The sequence below is a fragment of the Hominimerdicola alba genome, assembly GCF_900112155.1.
Taxonomy (GTDB): Bacteria; Bacillota; Clostridia; order Oscillospirales; family Ruminococcaceae; genus Hominimerdicola; species Hominimerdicola alba_D.
This window is the reverse complement of record NZ_FOKQ01000003.1, coordinates 187,175-205,706: the sequence shown is the minus strand read 5'-3', so window position 1 is coordinate 205,706 and position 18,532 is coordinate 187,175. Positions and strand designations below refer to the sequence as shown.

Below are 18,532 nucleotides of genomic sequence, written 5' to 3'. Positions count from 1 at the left end.
CCTGCGAATCCTTCTGCGTCATTTGTGAACACATAGGCCTTCTTTGAATACTCCATCCCTCTCCAGTCAAATGCTCTGGCATAGTGCTTTTCGCTGCCTACATCGATCCCGACAATTATTTTTTCTTCTCCTACTTGCAAAATCTTTTCATTTTGTGTATAATACATATAGAGGACACCTTTCTGTAGTTTGTATTACTAACTTTCGCATCGTCAGTATTTACATTCTACACTGAGGTGTTCTTTTTTGCAACCCCTTGATTTGTTTGGTTACAGGAAGCTCCATTGTTTGATATCCCAAAGCAAAAATGGCAATAAAAAAAGCCCCATCATCACACATGACTTCAGTCATGGGACGATAGAACCGTGGTGCCACCCATTTTCCCGACAAGAATATTGTCGGCTCACAAGGTACGCACTCTTCGGAATGACCTAGAGATCAATACCCCTCCGCACTAACGTAGGGAACACGGCAGGAGATACTCGTAAAAACTTTCGCTCCGCTCCTCACAAATCCATTCACTGTATGCCCTCGTACTGTCTCGCACCAAACGACAGCTCTCTGAAACTCCCTCAAACAGTTACTTACTTTTGCTCACAGGATTTCGTATATCAGATTTTCTGTTTTGCATTATATTACTTTTTTTGCCATTTGTCAAGAGGTTTTCCAAAAAATGCAATGTTAACTTTTTGTAAACGAGCCTATGCGGTCGGAAAAATTCGTAAATCACTTGCAAATCTTCTGAAAATGAGTTATAATATATAACAGTATTTTTTATCGAAGAAAGGACAGACCATGAAGATATATGCAAATAAAAAGTACCAGACCATAGCGGTGTATGCGGCTGTAGTTATCGCCGTCAATGTGCTGCTGGTGCTGGCGCTGGATAATATCAATGAGATCCTGAAAAGCATCTATAATTTTTTTGATGTAATGCAGCCTGTGACATGGGGATTGGTGATCGCTTTCCTCACTAACCCGCTAATGGTGCGGACAAGCCGTCTTATAGAAAGATTCTACAAGTCGGAGGAAAAGAAAAAGAAGTCAGCCGGATTCATAAAGACGCTGTCGGTCATCATAACCGAGCTGCTTTTCCTTGGTATAGTGACGGGTATCGTGGCGATAGTAGTCCCCGAACTTATAAAATCTGTTATTGAGATCTTTGATAATGCAGGCTCCATAGCCGAGAGTGTCCAGAAATGGATAAACAAGGTATTCCGAAACTATCCCGCCCTTGAACAGGCGGCTACAAACTGGCTGTCAGATTTCAATACCGATGTGGGCACGATATACGACAAACTTAAACCTATGCTTGAAAATATCCTTTCCGGCGCATGGGGCATTGTTACAGTAGTCAAGAACTTCCTGCTGGGTCTTATAGTATCTGTCTATATGCTTTGCAGCAAGGAAAAACTTCTGGCACAGTTCAAGAAGATAATTATAGCCTTCACCAAAAAGCGCACCTGCGAAAAGATCATGGCAGGCTGCGAGCAGGCAAACACCGTATTTTCGGGCTTCATCACAGGCAAGATAATCGACTCCATCATAATCGGTCTGATATGTTTCATCGTTCTCACCGTAATGAGTATGCCCTACGCCACCATGATAAGCGTTATAATAGGCGTGACCAACATCATACCATTCTTCGGACCCCTGATAGGTGCAGTTCCCACAGGTCTGCTGATACTCCTTATCGAGCCGAAAAAGTGTATCATCTTCATCGTGTTCGTAGTAGTGCTACAGCAGTTTGACGGCAATATCCTGGGACCCAAGATACTCGGTGATTCCACAGGACTTCCCGGTTTCTGGGTACTCATATCCCTGTTCCTTTTCGGCGGACTTTTCGGTTTCGGCGGAATGGTACTTGCAGTTCCCACCACAGCTCTGCTGTACAGCTTCATAAGAGGTTCGGTAGAGGAAAAACTCCGCAAGAAGAAGCTTCCCACCAGCACCGAATATTATATGGACGATGTCCAGCATCTCTATAAAAAGCCCCCCGAGCGCACACCTCTTACCGCTGAGGAACTTTTGGCTCTCGATATCCCCTCGATAGACGAGGTAAACGAAGTAAAATCCGTTGAAGAGGAAATTGCCGAAGCCATCGCAGAAAAATAAAAAACATCGCCGTTGTCGATAAATGACAGCGGTGATTTTTTTGTGCATATCCTCCTCACCCCTAGCATATCTATTTACCATGGACAAGCAAAGGAGTGATGATATGCATCAAAATTCAGGTCTTGAAAATGCTTTGAAACTTCTGCCGACTGATCTTGCTGAGATGCTTGAAAAACTTCCTTGGGATATTACCAAAAAAGTCTGTGAGATACGTCTGCGCACAGGCAGACCCCTTGCTCTTACCTTAACAGACGCTACTATTATTCCGAATCTTGAGATCAAAGTAACCCCGAAAGACATTGAACTCATCGCCGCAAGAGCTTTCAGATATTCCATGCACAGCAGTACTGCACAGCTATGCGAGGGCTATGCGGCATGGTGCGGTGGTATGCGAGTGGGTATTTCAGGTACCGCCGCGGAAGAGGGCGGCAAAGTTGTTAATGTCAGAGATATCTCCTCGCTGAATATCCGTATTCCGAGGGAAGTGACAGGCTGTGCCGAGGATATATTCCGCCGATTAATGACGGTACACCCCATATCACTGCTTATCGCGGGCGAACCCTCATCCGGCAAAACAACTTTCCTGCGAGATCTTGCCAGACTATGCGGTGGCATATACAGGACTGCCATCATAGATGAGCGCAGTGAACTTGCTGCCACGGTATCAGGTATTCCAACAAATGATGTTGGTATCATGACGGATATCTTCGACCGTTACCCACGAAAAACCGCCATAGAAATGGCTGTACGTGTAATGTCCCCACAGGTGCTTATCTGCGATGAGATAGGCTCGGCTGATGACATATCTTCCCTAGAATACGCCTGTGATTCGGGAGTTGCGCTTATAGCCACCTGTCACTGCGGCAGTCTATCGGAACTGTCATACAAACCGAATATCTCAAAAGTCCTGGAAGAGGGCGTTTTCGACACAGTGATGCTGCTGAAAGACCGTGCTGTGAAAGATATACGAACAGCAGGTGAGCTTCTGTGCTTGGCGTGATAGGCTGTCTGTTGCTGACAGCATCGGGTGCGGCGGCAGGTGAAAACGCAGTATATCGCCTGAAAAAGCGCGAGGACGAGCTCCGTGAACTAAGCGAAATAATGTCGCAGATAGATATCTGTCTGACCTCATGCCGCCTTGATACCGCGGGGATATTTGAACGCATATCCGCAGAAAAGGGAAGCTACACCTCTCTCTTTGCATCTGACGATGTTAATATCACCGAATGCGTATCATCACGCATAAGGTCAAGCGGTCTGGAACTCTGCGAACCCTTTGCCGACCTTATCGCCCGTTTCGGTCATACGGATTTAGATGGACAGCTTGCTCAAAATGCTCTGTTCATAGCGGAAGTAAGTGCCGGGCTGGAAAAGGCACGTGCCGCAAAAGAAAAATACACTAGGATCTACAGGGCGGCGGGCATATCCGCAGGACTTACAGCTGCTCTTCTGCTTTTATAGGTGAAAATCATGGAAATAGATCTCATATTCAAAATAGCCGCCGTAGGTATAATCGTGGCGGTGCTGAACCAGCTGCTGAAACGCGCCGAGCGTGACGAACAGGCGATGATGACCACTCTTGCGGGGCTTGTTGTTGTGCTGATGATGGTGGTCAGCAAGATAGGGGAGCTGTTTGATACGATCAAAAACATCTTTGGATTGAGCTGATGAATATTGTTATAATATGCGCCTTCGCAGTGGTGTCGGCTGTGATGTGCAAGACCGTCAATAATGATCGCAGTATCGCCCTTGTGCTGACCCTTGCCGCATCTGCTGTGATATTTCTGAAAGCAGCGGCTTCCATGAGCGGAATTATAGCCCAGATGCGGTCGCTTTTTTTCGTACAGGGTGGCACAGACCCTGAGTATATGCGCATACTTCTGAAAGGTCTCGGTATATGCTATATAACGAGCTTTGCATCTGGCATCTGCCGTGACAGCGGAGAATCAACTCTTGCCGAGCAGACAGTTCTTGCAGGCAAGACAGCATTGCTTCTTATCGCACTGCCGATGCTGGAGTCTTTGATAGGGATAGTCAAAACTTTACTGATGTGAGGTCGTACATGAAAAGGATAATAACTGCAATTGCTGTGGTGATGATTATGTTCATATTGTGTATACACGCAAATGCATCATCTGCCGAAAACGGAATTGAACGCTTGAAAAATCAGATAGATACCGAACTCAGCCGCGCCATTGATGAAGACACAGCCAAGGATATGGACGAGCTTGGAGTTACTCCCTCAGATGCCGCAAAGCTAGATATGCGGGGATTTTTCGGATGGCTGTGGGGTCGTTTTCGTGAAGTGCTTTGTTCTCCCGTTGTGATGCTTGGCAGGATACTTGCGGTGTCATTGCTTTATTCCGCCGTGACTTTTCTGACTCCCGAAAATCGTGAATTAAGCTCAACTTACGGCAGCATATCCGTTATAGCTGTGATAACAGTCATGGCTGATACTTTATCATCAAGTTATTCTGCTTTGCAGGATTCCATATCCTGCATAAACAGGTTCATGCTGACTTACATACCGGTGTTTTCGGCTGTGTCCGCATCAAGTGGCAACCCAATGACTGCGGGCGCATACAGTTCGTCAACTGTGCTTTTGTGCGAAGCTGCCGAGTTTGTGGCATCGGGTGTGCTGGTACCATTCATGAGCCTTTTTATGGCGATAGCTGTTGTATCAGCCCTGAACACCCATGTGAAACTTTCAGGTGCGGCAGATGCTATCCGCAGGCTTACCACATGGCTTCTTGCGGCGCTGATGCTTGTTTTTGTTGGACTTCTCACCATACAGGGCGTTACCTGTTCTGCGGCGGATTCCGTAGCCGCCAAGACCATACGCTTTACAGCTTCAAGCTTTATACCCGTTATAGGCAGTTCTGTCTCGGACGCTTATCTTGCCGTCAAAAGCGGAGTAGGTGTCATCAGGGCTGCGGTGGGAGGATTTGGCATGACAGCCATATTTCTAATAGCCCTGCGACCGTTTCTTCTTCTGCTGTCAATGCGGCTTACCCTGTGGGCTGGCAGGATAGCCAACGAATTTCTTGGTCTCAGACCCACAGCCGAACTTCTGAAAACTATGGATAATGTAATGGCAGTGGGCGGGAGTATCCTTATTGCCATAACCTCGGCGTTTATCATCGCCACAGCTGCGGTGATGTCGTTTATGACTATGGGGTGATGAAATGAACGCGATAAAAAACGCCATAACCATAGCCTGTTTCATGGGCATAATAACCGCTATCACCGATATGCTGGCGCCATCAGGCGGAATGAAAAAACACCTAATGTCACTTTTGGGGCTGATGACTTTGCTTGCCGTGATCTCGCCATTTGCTTCGTCGGGATTCAAGCTTTCTCTGAAAGAGGTGGATATCTCTTCTGAGATAGAGCTTGAAAAATCTTACACCCAAGCCGATGTTACCGGGATATTTCTAGATGAAGCGAAGTCACGCTGTGATGAATATTTCACCGACCTGCTGAATAAGAATGATATCAGCAAAGCGAAAGTCAGCACAAAGCTGGCTCTTACCGAGGATAACGAAGTTGAGATAACCGCAGTGGAAGTCATTCTGACTGATGAAACCAAAGCAGAAGAAGTTCAACGTCTTATTTCTGCAGAGGTTGGCGAGGCGGAGATAATTATAGGAAAGGCGGAAGATGAAAAAGCTGATTCAACAGTTGGCGGATAGGTTTAGAAAAAGCCCCAACAGGCTGAAAATCGCGGTGGTACTGGGGGCGGCGGGAATTCTGATGATCATGCTTTCCGAACTTGTACCCGATAGCAAGGTTAAGACGGAAAAAGCAAAAGCAGACTCGCAGATATGCTCCGCTGACAGTGGCGATTTCAGAAATCGCACCGAAAGTGAACTGAAAGAACTTCTCGAACAGATTGAGGGCGTAGGGGAGTGCGAGGTCATGATATCATTAGAGAGCAGTACCGAGTACATCTATGCCGAGAATATCAGCCGATTTACCGAGGATAACAACGACCGCCGAAGCGAAAAGCTGGACGAGGATATCGTCATCACCGAAAACGGCGGGACAAGACAGCCGCTGATAAGAAAGGTCATTGACCCGCAGATAGGCGGAGTTGTCATCGTATGTGAAGGAGGAGGGGACATAAGCGTAAATGAACGTGTGCAGAAAGCAGTTTCGACCGCCCTGAACATCTCGTCTACAAGGGTTTGTGTTGAAGCAAAAGTCAGATAAACGGAAAAGAGGTACATAGCAATGAAAAAGCCAAGTTTTGTTATAGGCAAAAAGCAGATAGTCCTTGCGGGAATGACCCTGATGATGGGCATAGCGGTCTACGCGAATTATGCAGTAACTTCATCGGGTGGCGAGATAAAGACTACAGACAAGATAGAAAAGCACAGCGCCGATTACGGTGAAGCCGAGCTTGTCAGCCTTGACAAGAATACCACTGACTATTTCGCACAGGCGAGGATAGATAGAATGAACGCCCGTGACGAAGCTAAGGAGACACTCAAGACAATAATCAACGGCGGTGATGCCACAGAAGAAGAAAAAGAGGTAGCTGCCGAAGAAGCCGCCGCCATGACAGGTCTGATGGAATCCGAAAGCAAGATAGAATCGCTTGTCAAGGCGGCAGGATTTACTGACTGTGTCTGCTACCTTGACGGCGATAACGCAAACATCGTGGTAAAGGCAGGCTCAGAGGGTCTTATAGCCAGTGAAGCCGCCCAGATAAAGGATATCCTGCTCAGCGAGGTATCTGTACCAACCGAAAATATCCGCATTTTCGATGTTGCATGAAATAAATGAAATATCCGCCCGTGCCCCGACGTAGCTTTTGGAGTGCGGGCGGTTTTGTGCGTGCATTTTGGTATATAAACGTATGCGACGGTTTACCAATTTATGCGACCGCATGATGTGGGTATCCTGCGGTGCGGTGTGTGGGCGGTTTTATGCGTTTAGTTTGATATAAAGCTCGCATAAAACTGTTCATCGGTCTGCAAAATTATGCGGCCGCATGATTTCGGTACAGCAGTTATGCGAAAAAATGCGCGTGGTGTCTTTACTTTTGCAGAAAAATATGTTATAATACTTTCAAGTATACAAATAACGGGGCTCATGTCCCGCTGAATATTTTACGGGAGGTATCATTATGTCAGAAAACACCAACAAAGTCGAGAAAAGTCTCCATATAAATCAGGACGTTATCGCACAGATAATCACCAACTCCATGGCTGAGGTCGAAGGAGTATACGGCGTAGCACCCGTCATGAAGACCCCCAGACAGATCTGGCTCAGACAGGAGAGTGTGGGTAATATAAGGATAGGACTCGTTGATGACGTTCTTTCCGTTTCCATAGGTGTCATTCTCAACAACGGCACCAATGCGATAACCGCTGCCGAAATGATACAGGAGCAGGTCAAGAGTGCTGTGCAGACAATGCTCGGGCTCACCGTTGCCAAGGTAAACGTAACGATCTGCGGCGTTCATTTCAGTGAGGACTGATACCTCTGTAGTAATGTATCAGAATAATTTTTGTTAGGAGTGTTTGTGTGGCAGGAAGACGAGAAGTAAGACAGGCTGCTTTTCTGCTGTCTTTTGAAAAAATGTTTTTGGACGATGATCTGGATAAGATATTTGAGAGTGCCGAGGAACTTGGCGAGTTCATACCTGTGAACGATGAAGTGAAGTCCCTTGTGCGTGCTATATTCGATAATCAGGAGGAGCTTGATTCCATAATATCGAAGTATTCCGACAAGCGCGCTGTCAGCCGTATCCCAAAGGTGGATCTTACCGCGCTGAGACTTGCTATCTACGAAGCGCTTTATGATGAAAAAGTACCTGTGAACGTAGCGATAAGCGAGGCTGTGGCTCTTACCGAGAAATACGCTCTCGAACCTGATATCGCTTTCGTTAACGGTCTCCTGGGTTCATTTGCAAAGGATATCAAAAAGGACGAGGACTGATGGGAATATACTTAGGTATAGACACCAGTAATTACAGGACGAGCTGTGCGCTGTATGACAGCGTAACGGGTGAAGTAAAGTCTTGCAGACAGCTTCTTCCCGTGAAAAAAGGCGAGCGTGGACTTAGGCAGTCTGACGCGGTGTTCCATCATACCAAACAGCTTCCTGCGCTTATGGAGGAGTTGTTTTCGGGCAAGCCGCGGCTTTCGGGCTGTGCCTATTCCTATGCCCCGAGAGAAGTTGAGGGCTCATATATGCCCTGTTTTCTTGTGGGTGAGAACGTGTGCCGATCAGTTTCCGCCGCCGCAGGTATAGAGCCTGAGCGTACCTCTCACCAGAAAGGTCATGTGCTGGCGGCTCTGTATTCCTGCAAAAAGCTTAGTCTTCTTGATAACGGCGAACCTTTTCTTGCGTTCCATGTCAGCGGCGGTACTACGGATATGCTGCTGTGCAGAGGGGACAAGGAAAAGGTCGTTTCTTTGACTGAGGCAGGTCATTCCGACGATCTCAAAGCGGGTCAGTGTATCGACAGGCTTGGCGTAAGGCTTGGGCTTAGTTTTCCCTGCGGTGAAGAGCTTGAAGAGCTTGCCCGCAAAAGTAATCGGGAATTCAGGATAAGACCCTCGGTGAAAGGGCTTGACTGCTCGTTATCGGGAGTGGAGAACAAGTGTGTTCAGATGCTTGAAAAAGGCGAATCTCCCGAGGATACTGCAAAGTTCTGTCTGGACTATATCTTTGAGACAATATCGGCGATGACAAAGGCGGGTCTTGAAAAGTACGGCGAAATGCCCGTTATCTACGCAGGGGGCGTCATGGCGGACAAGCTTATCGCTGATAAGCTTTCAAAGCAGTTTGACGCATATTTTGCTGCGCCCGAATTTTCGGGAGACAACTCAGTTGGCATAGCGATCTATGCCGCCATGAAAGGAAATGAGCCATGAGTGTTCTGACAGTCAGTCAGCTCAACAAACTGCTGGCATTCAAGATAAAGCAGGAGCTTAAATTCAAAGGTGCGGCGGTCAAGGGCGAGATATCAAATTTCAGCATACATTTCAAGACGGGTCACGCTTTTTTTACCATCAAGGACGAAGCAAGCTCTATAAAATGTATCATGTTTGCGGGACGGGTGAAAAAGCTGAAAGCCCTGCCTGAAAACGGCATGAGTGTCCTTGTTATGGGCGATGTTGAGGTATATGAGCGTGAGGGTTCTTGCCAGATAATCGCCACCGAGATAGCTGTTCTCGGCAGTACGGGCATAGCTTTTGCTAAGAACGAGCTGCTCAAAGACAAGCTGAAAAAGCTGGGTGTTTTTGATCAGTCAAAGAAAAAAGCCATACCCATGGTGCCGAAAAAGATCGCTGTTGTTACATCGGCAGACGGTGCAGCCTTGCAGGATATCTTAAATATTGTAGGCAGACGTTACCCTGTGTGCACGGTGGAAGTTTATCCAGCTACGGTGCAGGGAGATACAGCACCTGCTTCGGTTGCGGCGGCACTGAGGTCTGCGGATAAAAGCGGCGCGGATACCATAATACTTTCAAGGGGCGGAGGTTCTTCCGAAGACCTTGATGCTTTCAATTCCGAAACTGTTGTAATGGCGGTGTCGGATTGTTCCACCCCTGTGATATCCGCAGTGGGTCACGAGACGGATACGACTCTTGCAGACTATGCCGCTGATATGCGGGCACCTACCCCCTCGGCGGCGGCTGAACTTGCAACTCCCGATATCGTGGATATGTATGCTGCGGCAAATGTGATGAAAGCACGGCTGGATTCCGCTTTTGGTATGTACCTGCGGGGCAGGATGATAGAAATTGAAAAGCTGGATACAAGGCTCAGGGCTTCATCGCCGAAACGTCGGCTGAAAGAATCCGAAAAGCGCCTTGATGAAGCTGAGAGCAGACTTCGTATGCTTATGGAAAACAAGCTGAAAGTCTGCGAGCTGAACCTTGACAGGGCGGCGGCACAGCTGAGGACACTCAGCCCATTCAACGTGCTGGGCAGGGGATATGCTCTTGTGGAAAGCGGCGGTACAGCTTTGACCTCGGTGAAGGATATCAAAGAGGGCATGGAGATAAGCATACGCTTCGCCGACGGCACGGTTGCGGCTGTTACGACAAAGATAAATGACCGAAAGGCTGATATAAATGACATTTGAAGAAAATCTGCAAAGGCTTGAGGAGATTGTGGCTCAGCTTGAAAGCGATAAACTCCCCCTTGATAAGGCACTAGAGCTTTATAAAGAGGGTGTGGGTCTGACGGCGGACAGCAAAAAAGCACTGGAGAACGCCAAACTCACAGTAAAAACTATGAACGGAGAAAATACTGATGACTGATAGACATGAACAGCTGTTAAAGGCTTATGCCGAAAAAATAAATGAAGAGCTGTTGAGATTCACCGAAAATAAGCCCGAGCTCCAAAGCGCAGTACTTGAAGCAATGGAGTATTCACTGAGTGCTGGCGGCAAAAGGCTGAGACCTATCCTGATACTTGAATTCTACCGTATGTGCGGCGGTGATGATATAGACAAAATGGTGAAGCTCGCCTGTGCAGTTGAGCTTATCCACACCTATTCCCTTATCCATGATGATCTTCCATGTATGGATAATGACGACTTCCGCAGGGGCAAGCCCTCATGCCATAAAGCTTTTTCCGAGGAGATAGCATTGTTGGCAGGTGACGCGCTGAATACCCTGGCTTTCGAGGTCATCACCGACTGCGCGATGGATGGCACTATTTCCGCTGAAACAGCTGTAATGCTTGTTTCAGTACTTTCCAAGGCGATCGGTACCGACGGCATGATAGGCGGTCAGGTCATCGACCTCGAGACCGAGGACGAAGTTATCGATATTGAGACTCTTAATACTCTGCAATCCTATAAAACAGGGGCTCTTATCGAGGCTGCCTGCGTAATGGGAGTTATCATTTCGGGCAGGATGGAGTATATCCCTGCTGCCGCTGAGTACGCTCAGGCTATGGGCAGGGCTTTCCAGATAGTGGACGATATCCTTGATGTTACAGGCACTTTTGAAGAGTTAGGCAAGCCCATCGGCAGCGACAGCGAACAGCATAAGAACACATATGTATCTCTGCTGGGTCTGCAAAGGTCGAGACAGATAGCTGCTCAGCTTACCGTTACCGCCCTTGGTGCTCTGAAAAAATTTGATAATAACGAATTTATTTTTGAGCTGACACAGGAACTGCTCGGCAGACGCTCATGATCTCGGCGAAGGGAGTTTAAAAGATTATGGCAGATAAAAAAGCGGATCTTTTCAGTCTCGACCTGCCTGCAGATCTTAAAAGGCTGTCATACAACCAGTGTGATGAGCTTTGCAGGCAGATACGGGCACTTCTGATAAAGACAGTTTCCAAAAACGGCGGACACCTTGCATCAAATCTCGGTACGGTGGAGCTGACCGTTGCTCTCCACAGGGTATTTGAATCACCTGAGGATAAGATAGTCTGGGATGTGGGACATCAGGCATATACCCATAAGATACTTACAGGCAGGCGGGACAGTTTTTCTACTCTGCGAAAAGAGGGCGGTATCTCTGGCTTTTGCCGTCCCGATGAATCAGAGCATGACGCATTTATCAGCGGACATAGCTCAAATTCCATATCCGCGGCGCTGGGCATAGCCTATGCAAACAAGATCAAAGGCGACCCACATCATGCCATCGCAGTACTTGGTGACGGCGCTATGTCGGGCGGACTCAGCTTTGAGGGTCTTAACAACGCAGGCAAAAGCGAGACGAATATCATCGTTATCCTGAATTATAACGAAATGTCTATATCCCGCAACGTGGGCAGTATGGCGAAATACCTCTCCACATTGAGGACAAAGTCTTCATATAAAAGAACAAAATCAGCCGTTCAAAGGGTTCTGGACGCTACCCCTGTTGTGGGTCAGCCTGTGAAGAAAGTCGTCAAATCATCGAAGAACGCTTTCAAGTCCATGCTTCTGCACAGCACAATGTTTGAAGAGCTGGGATTCGAGTTCATCGGACCTCTGGACGGTCACAATATCGAAGAGCTGGAAGCAGGACTTCGCGCGGCAAAAGCATCGAAAAAGCCTGTTTTCGTTCATGTGAACACTGTCAAGGGAAAAGGCTATGCACCCGCAGAAGCCAATCCAGGCGAGTTCCACGGTGTGGGTTCGTTTGAGATATCCACAGGCAATCCGGATGTTGTCAGTGCTGACAGCTTCTCAACCGTTATGGGAAAGGAGCTTTGCAGGCTTGCAAGGGCTGATAAGCGCATCTGCGCAGTGACAGCTGCCATGAAGTACGGAACAGGTCTTCAATATTTTGCCAAAAATTTTCCTAACAGATTTTTTGATGTTGGCATAGCCGAAGAACACGCGGTAACATTCTGCGGAGGTCTTGCCGCCGCTGGTATGATACCTGTTTTCGCTGTGTATTCCACATTTTTGCAGAGAAGCTATGACCAGCTTATCCACGACCTTGCCATTGGCGGACTTCACGCAGTTATCTGTGTTGACCGTGCGGGCATTGTAGGAAGTGACGGCGAGACACATCAGGGCATTTTTGATATCTCATTCCTGACCGCCGTGCCTAATGTCACGATCTATTCTCCGTCGGATTATCAGGAACTCAGGCTTTGCCTTAAAAAAGCAGTTTTTGAAGAAAAGGGCATAGCGGTTGTTCGTTACCCCAGAGGGAAAGAAGTGTCAAGTTGTGGTCTTGACACTATCAGAACTACAAATTATCTTAGCAAAAACGGCGGAAATACTTTGCTTGTAAGCTATGGCAGACTTTACAATAACGTCTGCAAAGCCGCAAATATGCTAAAAGAAAAAGGCATTATATGTGATACTTTGAAACTTGTCAAGGTATTCCCCTTGGCAGACGATATCGCTGATATAGTCAGGGACTACGACAAGGTGCTTTTCTTTGAGGAAGCCTATACTGACGGTTCTATATCCGAAAAGTTTTCCGCCATGTGCGGGAATGTGGAAGCCTTTAATATCAAAGGCTTAGTACCTCACGGCGATCCCAATGCCCTGCTTGACGAACTTGGTCTGTCCGCTGAAAAAATAGCGCAGACAGCCGAAGAGAGGATTTAAGATGAGATTAGATGTCTACCTGACTGATAATGGCATTTCCAAAAGCAGAGAACGTGCCAAGACAATGATAAAGTCGGGCTGTGTTAAGCTTAACGGCGCTGTATGTACCAAACCCGCCGCAGAGGTGGCTGAGGGCGACAAAGTCGAGGCAGATGACAGCAGTTTCGATTATGTGGGCAGAGGTCTTATCAAGCTGGAAACCGCATTTCAAGCATTTGACCTTGACATCGCTGATCTTGTCTGCGCTGATATAGGCGCATCAACAGGCGGCTTTACTCAGTGTATGCTTAAACGTGGCGCAAAACTCGTTTATGCTGTTGATGTGGGGAGTGGTCAGCTTGACCCTGTACTGCTTAATGATGATCGTGTTGTAAATATGGAAGGTGTAAATGCACGCTACTTGACCCCTGCTGATTTTCCGGAAAGACCGCAGTTTATCAGCGTTGACCTCTCTTTCATATCCCTGACCCAGGTTATGCCCGCGTTGGTATCATGCTTGGATAACGGTGGCAAAATGGTGGTGCTTATTAAGCCCCAGTTTGAAGCGGGCAAGGCTGCACTGAATAAGAAAGGGATAGTCAGGGACAAAAAAAGACCATCTTCGCGTATTGCGGGATATGACCGCGTTTTTCACAAGCTGCGGGCTTTCCGTGGTGGGGATAGTGCCTTCCGGCATAACAGGCGGGGACGGCAATAGGGAATATCTTGCATATCTTATAAACGACGGACGGGCTGCCGCTGCATCTATCGATTTGAAAAAGCTCGTTGAAAACGCTTTTTTAGTGGGTGAGTAATATGAAAGTTTTTTTGTATCCCAATCTGGGTAAAAATCGCTGCGCCGAATACACGGTGGAAGCCTGCAACGTTCTTCGCAGCTGCGGCATAGGTTTCTCGGTCAGCGAGAAGTATAAGGACGTTTTTGCCGACGTAAACGGTATGGTTTTCGGCAGTACCGAGGAATGCATGGATAATGCCGACATAATCATCGCCATCGGCGGCGACGGCACTATCTTGAAATGTGCAGGCAGAGCTTCAAGGCTGAGAACACCTATCCTCGGCATAAACTGCGGCAGACTGGGCTTTATGGCTTCACTGGAACATTCCCAGCTTGATCTTCTGCGCAACCTCACCGAGGGCAAATACACAGTGAGCCGCCGCATGATGCTGGAAGCTTCTGCAAGCGGCGAAGAAGGCACTTATTCCGCCCTTAATGATGTTGTTGTTTCAAGGTCGGATGACTGCAAGATCTCTGATTTTGAAGTCGTTAAGGATGGTCAGATCGTTTCGCTGATACGTGCTAACGGTGTGATCTTCTCAACCGCTACAGGTGCTACAGCCTACTCACTTTCCGCAGGGGGAGCGATAATCGAACCCGAAATGGAATGTATTGAATTCACGCAGATATGCCCGCACACGCTGTTTGCACGGTCTATGATTTTCTCGGCTTCGAGCGAGATCAAAGTCAAGTGCCACACTGCTGACAATGCCCACGTCCACTTGAATGTTGACGGAAATATAGTTTACAGACTGTCCGACGGAGACGAGATAAATATCCGCCGCGCCAAGGAGAGCCTTGATATCATCGATATCTGCGGAGGTAGTTTCTTCTCGTCGGTAAACACTAAGCTTATGAGACCTCTAAAGGATACGGAGGGATGATTTATGAAGTCTGATCGTCACGAACTTATTCTCAAACTTGTTCAGGAAAGAGTTATCGATACTCAGGAAAGCCTGAGAGCGGCCCTTGAAGAGAACGGCATGACCGTCACACAGGCGACGCTTTCAAGGGATATCAAGGAGCTTTCGCTGATAAAAGTAAGCAGTGAGCTGGGAGTCAGCCGCTATGCTGTGCCTCGCCTAAGTAAAGAGGGGCTTGACCGCGGCAACAGCGATACTCTCAGACTTCTCCACAGCTCCGTAATATGTGTGGATCACGCTATGAACACGGTTGTAATCAAGTGCCATGTGGGTATGGCTCAGGCTGTCTGCGCAAAGCTCGATACCACCGATATCGAGAATTCCGTGGGCACTATTGCGGGCGATGACACCATCTTTATGCTTATGAGAACTCAGAAAGATGCTGAAAGACTGGTGCGTGAGCTCAATACCATTTTGTACAGCAAGGACGAAAAATAAATGTTAAGAGAGCTTTATATCGAAAATCTTGCGGTTATTGAAAAAGCATCCATAGGCTTTACCGAAAGTTTCAATGCTTTCACGGGCGAGACGGGTGCAGGTAAATCAATACTGATAAACGGAATAAATGCTATACTCGGTCAGCGTGTTACTAAGGATATTGTCCGAACAGGGGCTGATAAAGCTGTTATCTCAGGACTTTTCACCGATATCGGCGCTACTGTTCTGAAACAGCTTGAAGAAATGGGCGTTGACTGTGAGGATGGTCAGATCTCCCTGACCCGTGAGATACGCTCTGACGGCGGAAGTATCGCAAGGGTGAATCAGCGAGCGGTGAATGTATCTCTACTGCGTGATATCGGCGATCTGCTGGTGAATATCCACGGTCAGCACGATAACCAGATACTCATGTCCCCTGAAAAGCATATCGATATCCTTGACGGCTATGCGGGTTCGGAAGAACTTATCAGTGATTACAGGAGGTCTTTCCGTGAACTTCAGCACGTTGCAAAAAAGATAAACGACCTGCGTAAAGAAGCCGGCAGAAAGGAAATGCGCATCGCTGAGCTGGAAGATATCATAGCCGATATCCGCGCCCTTGACATCACCGACCCCGACGAAGAAAAGCAGATAGCCGCCGAACTTGAGGTTTCAAAGAACGCGGTTGCTATATCCGAGGCTGTATACGCCGCCCAGATGATGCTTTCCGGTGATGATGAGACCGAGGGTATATCCGAAATGGTCTCCGAGTGTTCCGATAAGATAGACGGCTACACCGATATCATGGCAGAGCTTGCGCCCATCAGTGAAAGGCTCAATTCTGCCATTATCGAACTTGATGATATTTCGGGAGAATTGTCTTCTGTCCTGGATAAGCTTGATGTTGACCCCAAGCGTTTTGACTGGCTGAATCAGCGTTCCGATGACCTGCGAAAGATATGCAAAAAGTATGGTCCGGAGCTGAGCGATGTAATATCCACCCTTGAAAAAAGTGAGGAAGAGCTGGAAATACTCAGCAGTTCTGAGCAGAATGTCAAGGAGCTTGAAGCCGAAAAAGACCGTCTGCTGGCTGAGGTCTCCCACAAGGCGAAGACCCTCTCAGATTTCCGCAGAGCCGCCGCTGAAAGATTCGTAAGTCAGGTAACAGGAGAGCTTGAATTCCTGAATATGCCCAGCGTAAAGCTTGTGGTGGGTCAGGAAACAGGCAAGCTGACACTGAACGGCATGGATAATATCGAGTTTCTGATATCCGCAAATATCGGTGAAGAACCCCGACCCATCGCGAAGATAGCATCGGGCGGTGAGCTTTCAAGAATTATGCTGGCTCTCAAAAGCGTTCTCGCCGAAAAGGATTCCATCGACACACTGATATTCGATGAGATAGACACAGGTGTCAGCGGAAGAGCCGCTCAGAAGATAGGCTTGAAACTCCGTGAGATATCAAGCCACAGACAGGTGCTCTGTGTTACTCACCTCGCCCAGATAGCGGTTATGGCGGATAATCATCTGCTTATCGAGAAAAATATCGTGGGTGACAGAACAGTCACCGCCGTTAGAACTCTCGCACACGAGGAAAGAAAATACGAGATAGCAAGGATAATGGGCGGTGATAATATCACCGAGCTTATGCTTGAAAATGCTGATGAACTTCTCTCGGCTGTAAAATAAGGTCTGTTTTCGGCGAAAAATTATGATATTTTATTCAAAGGCAGAGTTTATCTGCCTTTTTTCGTGGTCATTTTGTTAAATTTACGAATATTTGTTGACTTGAATCCAATTTAATGATATAATAAATATATCTATGAGATGAAAGGAAGATGTTTCATGAAAGTAATGCTTATCGCTCATACTCCCGAACCTGAAAAGATAATCGCCACTGCGGCAAAGCTCTGCTATTCAAGCAGCGATATCGGTTCTCTTAAAGATGGTCTTACCGAGGAGAAAACAGCTGAGTTCGTTAATATGCTGGCTTCCATCGGTCATGAGAGCGTTATGGAGCACGTAAGCTTTACTTTCGGTATCGAAGGCATCTCCCGCGCCTGTTCCCATCAGCTGGTGAGACACAGGATAGCTTCCTATTCACAGAAAAGCCAGCGATATGTCAACGAGGACGGTTTTGATTTCATAACACCTCCCGAGATAGAAGCTGTGCCCGAAGCTAAGGCTGAATTCGACCGCACTATGGAAGTTCTGGTGGAAAGCTATCACAAGATAGCCGAAATGCTTACCGAAAAACACACCGCTGATTTCATAGCACAGGGTCAGGATGAAAAGACAGCTGCACGCAACGCACGCAAAAAGGCTAATGAGGATGCAAGGTTCGTCCTTCCCAATGCCTGCGAGACTAAGATAGTCGTTACCATGAACGTCAGGAGCCTGTTCAATTTCTTTGAACACCGCTGCTGCAATCGCGCACAGTGGGAGATAAAGGCTGTTGCGGATGAAATGCTGAGACTCTGCCGTGAGGTAGCCCCCAATGTATTCAAAAATGCTGGACCTTCCTGCGTTAAAGAGGGCAAATGTCCCGAGGGCAAGATGACCTGCGGAAAGTTCGCAGAAGTTCGTGAAAAATATAAGGTGCTTTGATTATGAAATATAAACTGATAGTTCTCGAAGGTCTCGACGGCAGCGGAAAGTCCACACAGTTTGAAAAGCTTGCGGAGTATCTTGAAGCCAAGGGTGTTAAGCTGAAAGCCATAAGTTTTCCCGATTATGATGACCCGTCTTCCACACTGGTACAGATGTACCTGCGTGGCGATATAGCCGGAAGTGCAGAAGCTGTCAATGCTTATGCTGCATCAAGCTTTTATGCGGCTGACAGATATGTAAGCTATAAAAAATACTGGGAAGACGATTATAATGACGGCTGTCTTATCCTTGCGGCTAGGTACGTGACATCCAACTGCATCTACCAGATGACCAAGCTTCCCGAGGAAGAATGGGAAAACTATCTGACATGGCTGGAGGATTACGAGTACGGCAAACTGGGTCTGCCAAAGCCCGATAAGGTTATTTTCCTTGATATGCCCATCGATATCTCCCAGAAGCTGCTTTCCGCAAGATACGGCGGAGATGAGAGCAAAAAGGATATCCACGAAAAGAACATCGGTTTTCTGCGTATGTGCCGCAAGGCAGCGCTTTTTACCGCCGAAAAACAGGGCTGGGATATCGTTGAATGCGGCTGCGGCGATGAACCGCTGAGCATCGATACGATATTTGAAAAGCTCACGGGGATAATTGAATAATAA

General features: G+C 47.5%; 22 protein-coding genes and 1 other annotated feature. All 22 genes read left to right on the top strand.

Annotated features, from left to right (window positions below; translation table 11 throughout):
* Nucleotides 1–347: 347 nt before the first annotated feature.
* Nucleotides 348–607, bottom strand: a binding site (T-box leader).
* A 188-nt stretch (nucleotides 608–795) separates the two neighbouring features.
* The 22 genes from BM265_RS03125 to BM265_RS03020 all read left to right on the top strand — a co-directional run bounded on the left by BM265_RS03125 (nucleotide 796) and on the right by BM265_RS03020 (nucleotide 18,529).
* Nucleotides 796–2,115 carry an AI-2E family transporter gene (locus BM265_RS03125; protein WP_074960010.1) on the top strand — a complete coding sequence of 440 codons (1,320 nt, stop codon included), beginning with the start codon at nucleotides 796–798 and terminating at the stop codon, nucleotides 2,113–2,115.
* Nucleotides 2,116–2,218: 103 nt separating this feature from the next.
* Nucleotides 2,219–3,115 carry a stage III sporulation protein AA gene (locus BM265_RS03120; protein ID WP_074960009.1) on the top strand — a complete coding sequence of 299 codons (897 nt, stop codon included), beginning with the start codon at nucleotides 2,219–2,221 and terminating at the stop codon, nucleotides 3,113–3,115.
* A complete protein-coding gene (locus BM265_RS03115; protein ID WP_074960008.1) occupies nucleotides 3,103–3,576 on the top strand; it encodes a stage III sporulation protein AB in 474 nt (157 codons plus the stop codon). The genes BM265_RS03120 and BM265_RS03115 overlap by 13 nt, the downstream gene beginning before the upstream one ends.
* 9 nt (nucleotides 3,577–3,585) lie before the next feature.
* Nucleotides 3,586–3,783 (top strand): stage III sporulation protein AC, encoded by a 198-nt coding sequence (spoIIIAC, locus tag BM265_RS03110; RefSeq protein ID WP_074960007.1) that lies wholly within the window; start codon nucleotides 3,586–3,588, stop codon nucleotides 3,781–3,783.
* Nucleotides 3,783–4,169, top strand: a complete 387-nt coding sequence (locus tag BM265_RS03105) for a SpoIIIAC/SpoIIIAD family protein (RefSeq protein ID WP_074960006.1) — start codon at nucleotides 3,783–3,785, stop codon at nucleotides 4,167–4,169. Before spoIIIAC ends, BM265_RS03105 begins: the two co-directional genes overlap by 1 nt.
* Before the next feature lie 8 nt (nucleotides 4,170–4,177).
* A complete protein-coding gene (locus BM265_RS03100; protein WP_074960005.1) occupies nucleotides 4,178–5,296 on the top strand; it encodes a stage III sporulation protein AE in 1,119 nt (372 codons plus the stop codon).
* Between the two features lie 4 nt (nucleotides 5,297–5,300).
* Complete coding sequence (locus tag BM265_RS03095) at nucleotides 5,301–5,807, top strand: stage III sporulation protein AF (protein ID WP_074960004.1); 507 nt, start codon at nucleotides 5,301–5,303, stop codon at nucleotides 5,805–5,807.
* Complete coding sequence (locus BM265_RS03090) at nucleotides 5,797–6,327, top strand: stage III sporulation protein AG (protein ID WP_242940755.1); 531 nt, start codon at nucleotides 5,797–5,799, stop codon at nucleotides 6,325–6,327. The genes BM265_RS03095 and BM265_RS03090 overlap by 11 nt, the downstream gene beginning before the upstream one ends.
* Before the next feature lie 21 nt (nucleotides 6,328–6,348).
* Nucleotides 6,349–6,894, top strand: a complete 546-nt coding sequence (locus BM265_RS03085) for a SpoIIIAH-like family protein (protein ID WP_074960002.1) — start codon at nucleotides 6,349–6,351, stop codon at nucleotides 6,892–6,894.
* Between the two features lie 352 nt (nucleotides 6,895–7,246).
* Entirely contained in the window at nucleotides 7,247–7,600 is a 354-nt protein-coding gene (locus BM265_RS03080; RefSeq protein WP_074960001.1) for an Asp23/Gls24 family envelope stress response protein, read from the top strand.
* 47 nt (nucleotides 7,601–7,647) lie between these two features.
* Nucleotides 7,648–8,061 (top strand): transcription antitermination factor NusB, encoded by a 414-nt coding sequence (gene nusB, locus BM265_RS03075; protein WP_074960000.1) that lies wholly within the window; start codon nucleotides 7,648–7,650, stop codon nucleotides 8,059–8,061.
* Nucleotides 8,061–9,002, top strand: a complete 942-nt coding sequence (locus tag BM265_RS03070; protein WP_074959999.1) for a tRNA (adenosine(37)-N6)-threonylcarbamoyltransferase complex transferase subunit TsaD — start codon at nucleotides 8,061–8,063, stop codon at nucleotides 9,000–9,002. Before nusB ends, BM265_RS03070 begins: the two co-directional genes overlap by 1 nt.
* Entirely contained in the window at nucleotides 8,999–10,219 is a 1,221-nt protein-coding gene (xseA, locus tag BM265_RS03065; protein WP_074959998.1) for an exodeoxyribonuclease VII large subunit, read from the top strand. Before BM265_RS03070 ends, xseA begins: the two co-directional genes overlap by 4 nt.
* Entirely contained in the window at nucleotides 10,209–10,397 is a 189-nt protein-coding gene (gene xseB / locus BM265_RS03060; protein ID WP_074828573.1) for an exodeoxyribonuclease VII small subunit, read from the top strand. Before xseA ends, xseB begins: the two co-directional genes overlap by 11 nt.
* Nucleotides 10,390–11,283 (top strand): polyprenyl synthetase family protein, encoded by an 894-nt coding sequence (locus BM265_RS03055; RefSeq protein ID WP_074959997.1) that lies wholly within the window; start codon nucleotides 10,390–10,392, stop codon nucleotides 11,281–11,283. The genes xseB and BM265_RS03055 overlap by 8 nt, the downstream gene beginning before the upstream one ends.
* A 26-nt stretch (nucleotides 11,284–11,309) precedes the next feature.
* Complete coding sequence (gene dxs, locus BM265_RS03050) at nucleotides 11,310–13,148, top strand: 1-deoxy-D-xylulose-5-phosphate synthase (RefSeq protein WP_074959996.1); 1,839 nt, start codon at nucleotides 11,310–11,312, stop codon at nucleotides 13,146–13,148.
* Nucleotide 13,149: 1 nt separating this feature from the next.
* Complete coding sequence (locus BM265_RS03045) at nucleotides 13,150–13,845, top strand: TlyA family RNA methyltransferase (protein ID WP_242940754.1); 696 nt, start codon at nucleotides 13,150–13,152, stop codon at nucleotides 13,843–13,845.
* A 98-nt stretch (nucleotides 13,846–13,943) separates the two neighbouring features.
* On the top strand, nucleotides 13,944–14,807 hold the full coding sequence (locus BM265_RS03040) for an NAD(+)/NADH kinase (RefSeq protein ID WP_074959995.1): 864 nt from the start codon (nucleotides 13,944–13,946) through the stop codon (nucleotides 14,805–14,807).
* Between the two features lie 3 nt (nucleotides 14,808–14,810).
* Nucleotides 14,811–15,284 (top strand): arginine repressor, encoded by a 474-nt coding sequence (locus BM265_RS03035; RefSeq protein WP_074959994.1) that lies wholly within the window; start codon nucleotides 14,811–14,813, stop codon nucleotides 15,282–15,284.
* On the top strand, nucleotides 15,285–16,952 hold the full coding sequence (recN, locus tag BM265_RS03030) for a DNA repair protein RecN (protein ID WP_074959993.1): 1,668 nt from the start codon (nucleotides 15,285–15,287) through the stop codon (nucleotides 16,950–16,952).
* A gap of 156 nt (nucleotides 16,953–17,108) precedes the next feature.
* Nucleotides 17,109–17,870 carry an FAD-dependent thymidylate synthase gene (gene thyX / locus BM265_RS03025; protein WP_074959992.1) on the top strand — a complete coding sequence of 254 codons (762 nt, stop codon included), beginning with the start codon at nucleotides 17,109–17,111 and terminating at the stop codon, nucleotides 17,868–17,870.
* 2 nt (nucleotides 17,871–17,872) lie between these two features.
* A complete protein-coding gene (locus tag BM265_RS03020) occupies nucleotides 17,873–18,529 on the top strand; it encodes a dTMP kinase (RefSeq protein ID WP_074959991.1) in 657 nt (218 codons plus the stop codon).
* The last annotated feature ends 3 nt before the right edge of the window (nucleotides 18,530–18,532 follow it).